Genomic DNA, 11632 nt, shown 5'->3' with positions numbered 1-11632 from the left:
GCGCAGGCCCCAGTGCAGGCAGGCGTCCGGGCATCCGGCGTGCCCGCCGACCAGGACGCCGATCTGGTCGCCGCGGCGTACCCGCGCGCCTGCGGTGATCGACGGGATGGCTGGTTCGTAGGTGGTTCGTAAGCCGTGGGCGTGGTCGATGGAGATGACGCCGCGGTCCACGACTTGGCCCGCGAAGGCCACGACGCCGTCGCCCGCCGCGTAGATCGGTGCTCCGATGGGGGCCGCGAGGTCGACGCCGCGGTGGCCTGGGCCGTAGGGATGGGATGGCGGCTTGAACGGGCGCAGGACTTCGTGCGGTGGGCCCAGTGGCCATGTGAAGGGGCCTCGGCGCGGAGGATCGGGCGCGGAATTCGGGGGAATGGTGGGGAGTGGGGGCTGCCAGAGGGGACGCTCGCCGCTTGGGGCTGGGGCGGGCGGAGGAAGTGCGACCAGGTGGAACGCCGCGGTGCTGGGGGATGGGGGTTGGGGGGAACGGGACTTGGCTGCGGCGGGGGTGGTCGTGTGCCAGAGGAGGGCGGCGGTCAGGAGCACGGTCAAGATCGCGGCTAGGTGGAGTCGGTGCTGGTCACGTGGCATGTGTCCAGGTTCCGGAGTGAGTGGGGGCGGTGCCACCACCAAGCCGGATCTGGGGATGGATCGGGGGGATGTGGATAACTCGGGGCTCCGATTCTCGGTTCGGGGTCCACGCGGCGTACACTTCTGTCCGCGTCCCGTGGTGACATGGGATGACTTCGCGTGTCAGTGCGCGTTCGCGGCTTTTCGGGTCGCGGCAAGACATGGGTGTTCGGCGGTCCCGGTGGTGAGTTGGCCAGCGGGTTCGGGCGCCCGCACTGCACCAGGGCGGGCGGCCACCATGGCCGGTCGCGACAACCGAGATCGCGTGCCCGGTCCGCAAAGGCCAGGGCGCGCCTGAAATGAAGAGGTGCGAACCCGGCCATGGCCGTCGTCACCATGAAGCAGTTGCTGGATTCCGGCGTGCACTTCGGGCACCAGACCCGCCGCTGGAACCCGAAGATGAAGCGCTACATCCTGACCGACCGCAACGGTATCTACATCATCGACCTGCGGCAGACCCTGACCTACATCGACCGCGCGTACGAGTTCGTCAAGGAGACCGTCGCGCACGGTGGCTCGATCCTGTTCGTCGGCACGAAGAAGCAGGCGCAGGAAGCGATCGCCAACGAGGCCCTGCGGGTCGGGATGCCCTTCGTCAACCAGCGTTGGCTGGGTGGCATGCTCACCAACTTCTCCACCGTGCACAAGCGCCTCCAGCGCCTCAAGGAACTGGAGTCGATGGAGCAGACCGGTGGCTTCCAGGGTCTCACCAAGAAAGAGATCCTGATGCTGACCCGCGAGAAGGACAAGCTGGAGCGCACCCTCGGCGGTATCCGCGACATGGCGCGCGTTCCCAGCGCCATCTGGATCGTGGACACCAAGAAGGAGCACATCGCCGTCGGCGAGGCGCGCAAGCTGAACATCCCGATCGTGGCGATCCTCGACACCAACTGCGACCCGGACGAGGTCGACTACCCGATCCCGGGTAACGACGACGCGATCCGCTCCGCCGCGCTGCTGACCAAGGTGGTGGCCGAGGCCGCCGCCGCCGGTCTGATCGCGCGTTCCGGTGCCCGCAACGGCTCGGACAAGCCCGAGGTCGGCGCCGGTAGCGAGCCGCTGGCCGAGTGGGAGCAGGAGCTGCTGGCGGGCGCCGAGACCCCCGCCGTCGCCGCTCCGGCTGAGGCCGCGCCCGCCGCCGAGGCCGCGACCGAGACCCCGGCCGAGTCCTGATCTCGGCTCGCGGTGCCCGCCCGGACCTCACCGTCCGGGCGGGCACCGTGCCACAAACACCAGTAGTACGCGCGTAACCGAAGAAGGACGGAAAACGCACGATGTCGAACTTCACCGCGGCCGACGTCAAGAGGCTCCGGGACCTGACCGGCGCCGGGATGATGGACTGCAAGAAGGCGCTGACCGAGACCGACGGCGACTTCGAGAAGGCCGTTGAGATCCTGCGCATCAAGGGCGCCAAGGACGTGGGCAAGCGCGCCGAGCGCGCCACCGCCCAGGGCCTGGTCGCCGCGGACGGCGGTGTCATGGTCGAGCTGAACTGCGAGACCGACTTCGTCGCCAAGAACGCCGAGTTCCAGGAGCTGGCCGACAAGATCGTCGCCGTCGCGAAGGCCACCAAGGCCGCCGACGTCGACCTGCTCAAGGCCGCCGACCTCGACGGCGGCACCGTCGGCGAGGCCGTGCACAACCTCTCGGCCAAGATCGGCGAGAAGCTCGAGCTGCGCCGCGTCGTCGTCTTCGACGGCACCGCCACCACCTACCTGCACCGCCGCGCCTCCGACCTGCCCCCGGCGGTCGGCGTGCTCGTCGAGTACACCGGTGAAGGCGAAGAGGTCGCCCGCTCGATCGCGATGCAGATCGCCGCGATGAAGCCGCGCTACGTCACCCGCGACGAGGTCCCGGCCGACATCGTGGCCACCGAGAAGCGCATCGCCGAGGAGACCGCGCGCGAGGAGGGCAAGCCGGAGGCGGCGCTGCCCAAGATCGTCGAGGGTCGCGTCAACGGCTTCTACAAGGACGTCGTGCTGACCGAGCAGTCCTCGGTCGTCGACTCGAAGAAGTCCGTCAAGGCCGTGCTGGACGAGGCCGGTGTCACCGTCACCCGGTTCGCCCGCTTCGAGGTCGGCCAGGCCTGACCTGCGCAAAGCGATTAAGTGACTAGGGTTATGCCCCGTCCCCGGACTTCACCGGGGGCGGGGCATAGTCACGAGGAGGGTGTCTACGTGACGCAGAACGGCAGCTTCCGCCGGGTACTGCTCAAACTCGGCGGCGAGATGTTCGGCGGCGGCGAGGTCGGGGTCGACCCCAACGTCGTCTATGCCGTTGCCCGGCAGATCGCCGACATCGTGCGCGGCGGGGTGCAGACCTCGATCGTCATCGGTGGCGGCAACTTCTTCCGCGGCGCCGAGCTCAGCCAGCGCGGCATGGACCGCGACCGCGCCGACTACATGGCCATGCTCGGCACGGTCATGAACTGCCTCGCCCTCCAGGACTTCCTGGAGAAAGAGGGCATCGACACGCGGGTCCAGACCGCCATCACCATGGGCCAGGTTGCCGAGCCCTACATCCCGCGCCGCGCCGAGCGGCACCTGGAGAAGGGCCGCGTGGTCATCTTCGGCTGCGGGGTCGGCATGCCCTACTTCTCGACCGACACCGCCGCCGCGCAGCGCGCGTTGGAGATCGGCTGCGACGTGGTGCTGATGGCCAAGGCGGTCGACGGGGTGTACGACGCCGACCCCAGGCTCGACCCGAACGCGAAGATGTTCACCGACATCACCCACCGCGAAGTGCTCGAACGCGGTCTCAAGGTGGCCGACGCGACCGCGTTCAGCCTCTGCATGGACAACAACATGCCGATCATCGTGTTCAACCTTCTGACGGAGGGGAACATCGCGCGCGCTGTGCGTGGTGAGAGGATCGGCACGCTAGTCAGTACGCCGACTAACTGACCAGCGTGACCCACTGCTTATAAGGAGCGCCCCCTTGATCGACGAGACACTCCTCGACGCCGAGGAAAAGATGGAAAAAGCGGTGTCGGTGGCCAAGGAGGACATGAACTCCGTCCGCACCGGTCGCGCCACCCCCGCGATGTTCGCCCGCATCCACATCGAGTACTACGGGTCGATGACCCCGCTCAACCAGTTGGCGAGCGTGGCGATCCCGGAGGCGCGGATGGCGGTCGTCAAGCCCTACGACGTCAGCCAGCTCAACGCCATCGAGAAGGCGATTCGCGACTCCGACCTCGGGGTCAACCCGAGCAACGACGGCACGATCATCCGCATCTCCATCCCGCAGCTCTCCGAGGAGCGCCGCCGGGAGATGGTGAAGGTCGCCAAGACCAAGGGCGAGGACGCCAAGATCTCGATCCGCAACGTCCGCCGCAAGGCCAAGGAAGAGCTGGACCGGTTGGTCAAGGACGGCGAGTCCGGCGAGGACGACGTCGTGCGCGCGGAGAAGGAACTGCAGCACCTCACCGACAAGTACGTCGGCCAGGTCGACGAGCTCGTCAAGCACAAGGAAGCGGAGCTGCTCGAGGTCTGACCTTGAGTCGCTGAGGGGTATGTGATGGTGGCCGGGCCCGTTGGGGAGCTTGAGCATGGATCTGTCGGGAACGCCCCGGTGACCACTGGGGAGGCGAAGGCGTCGCGCGCGGGCCGCAACCTGCCCGCGGCGATCGCTGTCGGGGTGGTGTTGGGCGGGGCGGTGCTGCTCGCCCTGCTCACCGTCCGGCACGTGTTCATCGGCATCGTCGCGGTCGCGGTGGCCGTGGCGACGTGGGAGCTGGCGGGCGCGCTGAAGCGCGGCGCCGGGCTGGACGTGGCGCGCTGGCCGGTGCTGATCGGCGGCCAGGCCATGGTGTGGCTGTCGTGGCCGCTGGGCCGCGACGGCCTGCTCACCGCGTTCGTGCTGACGATCCTGGCGTGCCTGCTGTGGCGGTTCCGCGGCGGTGTCGAGGGGTATCTCCGCGACACCACCGCGTCGGTGTTCACCGCGGCCTACGTGCCGCTGTTCGCCTCGTTCGCCGCGATGCTGGTGGTCCCGGCCGACGGCACCGCCCGCGTGCTGTGCTTCATGATCCTCGTGGTCAGTTCCGACACCGGCGGCTACATCGCGGGCGTGCTGTTCGGCAAGCACCCGATGTCGCCGACGATCAGCCCGAAGAAGTCCTGGGAGGGCTTCTGCGGGTCGCTGGTCGCCGGAGTGACCGCGGGCGCGCTCACGGTCCACCTGATGCTCGGTGGTGAGGTGTGGCAGGGCGTGCTGTTCGGCGCTGCCATCGTCGCCACGGCCACCTTGGGCGACCTCGTGGAGTCGGTGATCAAGCGGGACCTGGGCATCAAGGACATGGGCACGCTGCTGCCGGGCCACGGTGGCCTGATGGACCGGATGGACTCGCTGCTGCCCTCGGCAGTGGTGTCCTGGCTGCTACTTCGCCTGTTCGTCCCAGCCTGATCAGACGCGGATGTGCTTTCCTGGTTGACATGAGCATGGTTTCCCGAGCGTGGGCGCGGCTGCGTCCGGCGGAGATCGTGCCCAGCCCCAACATCTGGCACTTCCCGCAGGTCTATGAGGCGGAGAACCGCGCACAGGACGCCGACGGCACCCTGTGGCGGTTCCTCGGCGGCCTGTGCGACTGGTCAGGTGACGTGCTCGACGTCGGCTGCGGCGACGGCTTCCACCTGCCGCGCTTCGCCGAGACGGCCACTTCAGTACTCGGCGTCGAGCCGCATCCGCCGCTGGTGGAGCGGGCCCGCGTCCGGATCGCGGGGCTGCCCCGGGTCAGGGTCGCGGCGGGCTCGGCGCAGGACCTGCCCGCGGGCGACGCCAGTGTGGATGTGGTGCACGCCAGAACGGCGTATTTCTTCGGCCCCGGCTGTGAGCCCGGGCTGCGCGAGGCCGACCGCGTGCTGCGGCCCGGCGGCGCACTGGTGATCGTCGATCTCGATGGGCTCAGCGAGCCGTATGGCCCGTGGCTGCGGGCCGACGTGCCCGCCTACGACCCCGCCGAGGTCGACAAGTTCTTCGACCTCAAGGGATTCGACCAGCACCGGGTGACCGCCGTGTGGCGGTTCCCGGATCGGGCGACGCTGGAGGCGGTGCTGCGGATCGAGTTCTCCGCTCGCGTCGCCCAGCGTGCCATCGGTGCGGTGACCGGCTTGGAGTTCCCGGTCGGCTATCGGGTGTTGGTCAGGCGCAAGCCGACCGGGCTGATAGCGCCCTGATCACTCTTCATCGGCCGAGCCGAGCACCGCGTAGAGCTGGCGCCGGGCCTCGTTGATGATCTCGACCGCCTTGGCCTTCTGCGCGGGGCTCGCGGCCTGGGACACGCCCATGATGGCCGCGGCGAGCTGCCCCATCGCACCGCGCAGGTTGACCTCGGACGGGTCGACGCCCGCGGCGGCATGGTCCCAGGGGGCGGTGCCGCCCAGGTTCGCCACGGCCGTGCGGCCATCGTCGGTCAGCTCGAACAGGCGCTTGCCGCCGTCGCCGTCGGTCGCGCGGACCAGGCCCTCGTCGGCCAGCAGCTGCAGGGTCGGGTAGACCGAGCCCGGGCTGGGCTTCCAGAAGCCGCCGGAACGCTCCGCGATCTCCTGGATCATCTCGTAGCCGTGCATCGGCCGGTCGACCAGCAGGGTGAGCAGGGCGGCGCGGACATCGCCGCGGCGCTGGCGCCCGCCCGGCCCGCGGTGGCCGTGCCGCCGTCCGCCGAAGCCCGGGGGGAAGGGGGGCATCGGCGGGAACGGCGGGGTCATGTCGGCCTCCGGGGCGAAGTCCATGTCGAAGTCGTGGCGCTCGACGTGGTGGTGGCGCCGTCCGTGGCGCCTGGGTCCAAAGCTCGTACGCATTCTTGTCTCCTGGGTTCAGGTTGTCGCAAGCGGTCGCTCGCGATAGCTCAACGATATATCGGAACCTATCGCGATGCAACGTCGATTTCCATGTGCATCGTCGGAACCGAGCGTGGGCGCGCCGCGTCGGAGGGACATGCGGGGGCTGGCGGTAGCGGTGGCGTGTGTCGTGGTGGTCGCGGCGGGATGCGCGACCGAGGTGTCGGGCAGCGCGGTGTCGATCCCGACCGCCGAGGCCGACCCGAACAGCCCCGAGGTCAAGTGGATGAACCGCTGGTGCGGCGCGGGCAAGCTGCTGACCACGGCGGGCGAGACGAGCCCGGTGCCGACGACCACGTCCGACGCCGCCGTGCTCAAACGCGAGTTCCTGGAGATGACGGGCAGGCTCGCGGGCGTGCTCGACGCGGTGATCACCGACCTGCGCGCGCTGCGGCCCGCGCCCGCGCCGGGGCTCGACACGCCGATCAGCAAGATCATCGAGGGGCTCGTCGAGGCCCGCGGTGAGCTGGGCACGGCCCACTCCGAGGTCGAGGCGGCCGACCCGATGACGGCCGAGGCCTACTCGTCGGGGGTCAAGCGGTTCGGCCGGTCGATGCACGGTTTGGCGTCGGCGCAGAACGCGATGCTCGGCATCGAGCTGCCGGACGAACTCAAAGACGCTGCTCAGAGCGCGTCCAACTGCGACTGATCGGCTTCCCAGTTAAGCGCGGGCGACGTTCGGTGGATTGACCGGCGATCGCGGGTCTGGATGTCTGGTGTCCCTGCGTTTTAAGGAGCCACACATGCGGTCCCTGCCCCGCGCTGTGCTGGCCGTCGCGTTGATCGCCGGTGGTGTGCCCTTGGCCGCCACCGCCGCGCACGCGCGCCCAGCCGGCCCACTAGCCAACATCGAGGAACGGGTCTACGTCGAGACGACGGTCGACACCGACAACAACGGCCGCCTCGACCGCGTCGCCATCGACATCTCCCGGCCGTCCGACGGCTCGCGCGTGCCCGTCGTGTTCGAGCAGAGCCCGTACGCCAAGGGCCTCAACCCGGCGACCAACTACAACCCGAACGTCGACCGGCTGCCCCAGGAAGGCATTTTCGGCCTGGCGTCAACGGACTCCGAGGGCGCCCGGGTCGCGAAGGCGACGCCGGATCTGCCCGACTGGTACGACGACTACTTCGTCCCGCGCGGCTACGCCGTCGTCATGGGCCACAGCATCGGCACCGGCGACTCCGACGGCTGCCCCACCTCCGGCGACCGCAACGAGACCATCGGCACCACCGCCGTCATCGACTGGCTCAACGGCCGCGCGAAGGCATACAACGCCGCAGGCGCCCAGGTCAGCGCGACGTGGAGCACCGGGAACGTCGGAATGATCGGCATCTCCTACAACGGCACGCTGCCCAACGCGGCCGCGTCGACCGGCGTGGCGGGGCTGAAGGCGATCGTGCCCATCGCGGCGATCTCCAGCTGGTACGACTACTACCGCGCCAACGGCCTCGTCGTCGCGCCCGGCGGCTACCAGGGCGAGGACGCCGACGTGCTGGCCAAGGCGGTGCTCGGCCGCCAGGCGTGCACGTCGCAGCTGGCGTCGATCACCACCAACCAGGACCGCGTGACGGGCGACTTCACCCCGTTCTGGCAGCAGCGCGACTACGTGCGTGACGCCAACAAGGTCACCGCGGGCGTGTTCGTCATGCACGGCCAGGCCGACTGGAACGTCAAGAGCATGCAGTACGCGCAGTGGTGGGACGCGCTGAAGGCGAACAACGTGCCGCGCAAGCTCTGGCTGCACCGGGGCGGCCACGCCGCGCCGTCGCGGTCGGACTACCAGGCCACGGTGCTGCGGTGGTTCGACTATCACCTCAAGGGCATCGACAACGGGATCATGACCGAGCCCAAGGCCGACGTGCAGTTCCCCGACGGCACCTGGCAGACCTACGCCGACTGGCCCGACCCCGCGGCCCGCGATGTCACGCTGCGGCTGGGCGCCTCGTCGGCCACCGCGCCCGGCACGCTGTCCTTCGGCGCGGGCGGCGACGTGAAGCAGACCTTCACCGACAACGGACGCACCTCCACGGCCACCACGCTCGTCGCGAGCCCGGACAGCGCCAACGGCAGCAGGCTGATCTACCGCGGTGACACGCTCACCCAGGCCGCGAAGCTGTCCGGCTCGCCCCGGGTGTCGTTGCGGATGGCGGTGGAGAACCGCAAGGACGCCAACCTGACCGCACTCCTCGTCGACTACGGCGGCTCGTCGCCGGTGATCGTCACCCGCGGCTGGCTGGACCCGCAGAACCGCACCGACATCACGTCGGGGTCCGCGCTGGTGCAGGGCACCGAGTACGACCTCGCGTTCAAGCTGCAGCCGAAGGACTACGTCTTCGCGTCGGGCCACCGCATCGGTCTCGTCGTGATCTCCACCGACTACGACTACACGCTGCGGCCCACGGCGGGCACGACCCTGCGGCTGGCGCCCGCGCTGAGCACGCTCACCCTGCCGGTCACCGGGCTTTCCCAGCCGGGCAACGACTTCTCGGTGTCGGTGTCGCCGTCGAGCGGGACCGTCGCGCCGGGCGGGTCGGCCACCGCGACCGTCGCCACGGCAACCACGAGCGGCAGCGCCCAGTCGGTGACGCTGTCGGCGTCGGGTCTCCCGCCAGGCGCGACGGCGACGTTCGCCCCGGCGACCGTCACCTCGGGCGGTTCCTCGACCCTGACCGTGGCGACCTCGGCGACCACACCGCCGGGCACCTACCCGGTGACGATCTCCGCGGCGGGCGCGAGCGGCACCAAGACGGCGGCGTACTCGCTGGTGGTGAGCGGCCCCGGCGGCTGCTCGGGCACCAACGGCACGCCGGTCGCGATCCCGGACCAGACGACCGTCGAGAGCGCCATCACCATCGCGGGCTGCTCGACGGCGCCCTCGGCGGCCAGCGTCGTGCGCGTCGACATCCAGCACACCTACCAGGGCGACCTCGTCGTCACCCTGGTCGCGCCGGACGGCTCGACGTACGTGCTGCACAACCGCACCGGCTCGGGTACCGACAACATCGTCCGCGACTTCACCGTGAACCTGGCGGGGGAGACCGCGAACGGCACGTGGAAGCTGCGGGTGCAGGACGCCGCGTCGGGTGACACCGGCACCCTGCGCACCTGGAGTCTGAACCTTGGCGGCGGGTCCAGTGGCTGCGCCGGGTACCAGGTGACGAAGACGGGGTCGCTGGCCACCGGGGCCAACGCCTACCAGCCGGACGGGACGTACTTCGAGACCACGGCGTCCGGCCAGCACAAGGCGTGCCTGGACGGTCCCGCGGCCGCCGACTACGACCTGTACCTGCAGAAGTGGAACGGGTCGGCGTGGACGGCGGTGGCTTCGGGCGCGACGTCCGCCGCCGACGAGACGCTGACCTACCAGGGCACCGCGGGCCGCTACCGCTACCGGGTGCACGCCTACAGCGGTTCCGGCGCCTACACCTTGGGCTACACGGCACCGTGACCTGACGCGGCCGCCCGGGTGACCGGGCGGCCGCGTCTGTCCACTTAGGTCAGCCGGTGCACACCTGGTCGCCGCCGGCGTGCTTGGCCGAGTACATGGCCCGGTCTGCGCGGCGCAGGACGGTCGTGGTCGGCTCGCCCGGCCGTGCGGTGACGACGCCGACCGACACCGTCACGCCCCGGCCGACCGACTCGGGGAGGTTGGCCACGACGAGGCGCATCCGGTCGAGCACGCGGGCGGCGTCCTCGGCCCCGATGTGCGACAGCACGGCCACGAACTCGTCGCCGCCGTAGCGGGCCAGCACGTCGGCTTCGCGCAGACCGCGCCGCACGGCCGCCGCCACCGCGGTCAGGACCTGGTCGCCGTGCAGGTGGGAGTAGGTGTCGTTGACCCATTTGAACCGGTCGAGGTCGATCAGCGCGACCGCGAAGGCGGTGTCGGCGGTGTCGACCATGGTGTCGAGCAGGGCTTCCAACGCGGCCCTGTGGGGCAGGCCGGTGAGCGGGTCGAGGCTCGCGGTGCGCAGCAGCGCGGTGTGCGCGCGTTCGAGGGTGGCGTGTTCGACGGCTTTGCGCAGCGTGCTCAGCCGGGTGGTGTGCTGGGCGCGCAGCTCGGCCTCCAACTGGGCCGCGTAGAGCCGCCAGCCGTCGTCGGGGCGGTCGCCCGGCGCGGCGAGGCGGGCCAGCTCGCCGTGGACCACTTGGCGCAGCAGGGATTCCACCGGTGCGGCGCCCGTCGTGGCGGCGCGCAGGGTGCCGACCGCCTCGTCGCCGCGACCGACCGCGGCGAGGCAGCGCGCCGACGCGATCGCCACCAGCGCCCGGTTGTCGGCGCTGACCGTGCGGCCGAACCAGTCGCGCAGCACGTCGAGGTGGGCCTCGCCGGGGTCGCGCAGCGCGTGTGCCACGGCGACGATCGGCTCGGTGCGCGCCGCGGTGTCGCCGTTGCCGGGGTAGAGGCTGTGGGCCATCGAGCGTTCGGCCGCCGCGGCGGCGCGGGCCGCGGCGCGGAACCGGCGTTCGGCGGAGGCGGGGTCCTGGTGCTGCTCGGCCTGCAGGCCCCAGCGGACCAGGACCTCGACCCGGTTGAGCTGGTAGATGACGGCGTCGTGCTGGTCGGCGTGGCCGATGAGCTTGAGGTGGCCGCGGCGGAACATCTCGTCGGCGACCTCGAACATGCCGAGCGCGCACAGCAGGATCGCGGTGTCGCTCAGCGCTTGGGCGAGTTGCCTGGCCCGCACCGGGATGGGCAGCGCGGCGCCGGGCGTGCGGTCGTCGTCGATGATCGACAGCGCCGTCGCGGCCTCGGTCGGGGTGAACGAGTGCGGGTCGAGCATGAGCTGCGCCGTGCCGCGCAGTGCGTGTCCACTGGCCAGCAGCAGCGGGAAGTCATTGGCCCGCGCGAACTCTATGAGCCCTTCGATCAGCGGGGCACCCTCGTGGGCGGCCTCCGGGCCTGCCACCGCGGTGGCGGCCAGCGCCCGGTGCACCACGCCTGCCTCGACCGGATCGGGGTGGCCGTTGAGCTCGGCGGCCAGCGCGGCTGTCTCCGCGGCCACCTTGGCCTGGTCCGGCGCGCCGCTGTGGGCGACGGCGAGCAGTTCCCGCGCCCGGGCGGCCAGGGAGCCCGTGGCTTCGCTGTGCGTGTGCTGACCGGTCACGGCGCGGGCTTCCTCCGTCCGACCCCGGCGTACGGGAGTGGTCCGTTCAGCCCAAC

At 70.5% G+C, this 11632-nt stretch carries 10 protein-coding genes and 1 pseudogene; 8 read left to right on the top strand and 3 right to left on the bottom strand.

Annotated features, from left to right (window positions below):
* Positions 1–36: 36 nt before the first annotated feature.
* Positions 37–588: pseudogene (locus ACSHT8_RS14125) on the bottom strand (M23 family metallopeptidase); the annotation flags it as partial.
* 360 nt (positions 589–948) lie between these two features.
* On the opposite strand from ACSHT8_RS14125, the gene rpsB reads away from it, so the two are divergent.
* The 6 genes from rpsB to ACSHT8_RS14095 all read left to right on the top strand — a co-directional run bounded on the left by rpsB (position 949) and on the right by ACSHT8_RS14095 (position 5804).
* Positions 949–1800, top strand: coding sequence for a 30S ribosomal protein S2 (rpsB, locus tag ACSHT8_RS14120; protein ID WP_436501354.1), 852 nt, complete (start codon positions 949–951; stop codon positions 1798–1800).
* Positions 1801–1901: 101 nt separating this feature from the next.
* On the top strand, positions 1902–2717 hold the full coding sequence (gene tsf / locus ACSHT8_RS14115) for a translation elongation factor Ts (protein WP_436501352.1): 816 nt from the start codon (positions 1902–1904) through the stop codon (positions 2715–2717).
* Positions 2718–2804: 87 nt separating this feature from the next.
* Positions 2805–3530, top strand: a complete 726-nt coding sequence (gene pyrH / locus ACSHT8_RS14110) for a UMP kinase (protein WP_436501350.1) — start codon at positions 2805–2807, stop codon at positions 3528–3530.
* A gap of 34 nt (positions 3531–3564) precedes the next feature.
* Positions 3565–4122 (top strand): ribosome recycling factor, encoded by a 558-nt coding sequence (gene frr, locus ACSHT8_RS14105; RefSeq protein WP_436501348.1) that lies wholly within the window; start codon positions 3565–3567, stop codon positions 4120–4122.
* 78 nt (positions 4123–4200) lie between these two features.
* Positions 4201–5034 (top strand): phosphatidate cytidylyltransferase, encoded by an 834-nt coding sequence (locus tag ACSHT8_RS14100; protein WP_436501346.1) that lies wholly within the window; start codon positions 4201–4203, stop codon positions 5032–5034.
* Between the two features lie 29 nt (positions 5035–5063).
* Positions 5064–5804, top strand: coding sequence for a class I SAM-dependent methyltransferase (locus ACSHT8_RS14095; protein WP_436501345.1), 741 nt, complete (start codon positions 5064–5066; stop codon positions 5802–5804).
* Here the strand turns inward: ACSHT8_RS14095 and ACSHT8_RS14090 are convergent, their stop codons facing one another.
* Positions 5805–6428, bottom strand: coding sequence for a PadR family transcriptional regulator (locus ACSHT8_RS14090; protein ID WP_436501343.1), 624 nt, complete (start codon positions 6426–6428; stop codon positions 5805–5807).
* A gap of 136 nt (positions 6429–6564) precedes the next feature.
* Between ACSHT8_RS14090 and ACSHT8_RS14085 the strand changes: the two genes are divergently transcribed.
* Positions 6565–7116: a hypothetical protein gene (locus ACSHT8_RS14085; RefSeq protein ID WP_436501341.1), complete on the top strand. Its 552-nt coding sequence runs from the start codon at positions 6565–6567 to the stop codon at positions 7114–7116.
* 94 nt (positions 7117–7210) lie between these two features.
* Positions 7211–9916: a Xaa-Pro dipeptidyl-peptidase gene (locus tag ACSHT8_RS14080; protein ID WP_436501339.1), complete on the top strand. Its 2706-nt coding sequence runs from the start codon at positions 7211–7213 to the stop codon at positions 9914–9916.
* 49 nt (positions 9917–9965) lie between these two features.
* On the opposite strand, the gene ACSHT8_RS14075 is transcribed toward ACSHT8_RS14080, so the two are convergent.
* Complete coding sequence (locus ACSHT8_RS14075; RefSeq protein WP_436501337.1) at positions 9966–11576, bottom strand: GGDEF domain-containing protein; 1611 nt, start codon at positions 11574–11576, stop codon at positions 9966–9968.
* Positions 11577–11632 lie beyond the last annotated feature (56 nt).

The organism is Actinokineospora sp. HUAS TT18 (assembly GCF_051364635.1).
Taxonomy (GTDB): Bacteria; Actinomycetota; Actinomycetes; order Mycobacteriales; family Pseudonocardiaceae; genus Actinokineospora.
This window is presented reverse-complemented; position numbering and strand designations above follow the sequence as displayed.

What these genes read in the sequence shown, in the direction of transcription:
- rpsB (WP_436501354.1), top strand. Translation starts at nt 949, where the DNA reads ATGGCCGTCGTCACCATGAAGCAGTTGCTGGATTCCGGCGTGCACTTC.
- tsf (WP_436501352.1), top strand. Translation starts at nt 1,902, where the DNA reads ATGTCGAACTTCACCGCGGCCGACGTCAAGAGGCTCCGGGACCTGACC.
- ACSHT8_RS14095 (WP_436501345.1), top strand. Translation starts at nt 5,064, where the DNA reads ATGAGCATGGTTTCCCGAGCGTGGGCGCGGCTGCGTCCGGCGGAGATC.
- ACSHT8_RS14090 (WP_436501343.1), bottom strand. Translation starts at nt 6,428, where the DNA reads ATGCGTACGAGCTTTGGACCCAGGCGCCACGGACGGCGCCACCACCAC.
- ACSHT8_RS14085 (WP_436501341.1), top strand. Translation starts at nt 6,565, where the DNA reads ATGCGGGGGCTGGCGGTAGCGGTGGCGTGTGTCGTGGTGGTCGCGGCG.
- ACSHT8_RS14080 (WP_436501339.1), top strand. Translation starts at nt 7,211, where the DNA reads ATGCGGTCCCTGCCCCGCGCTGTGCTGGCCGTCGCGTTGATCGCCGGT.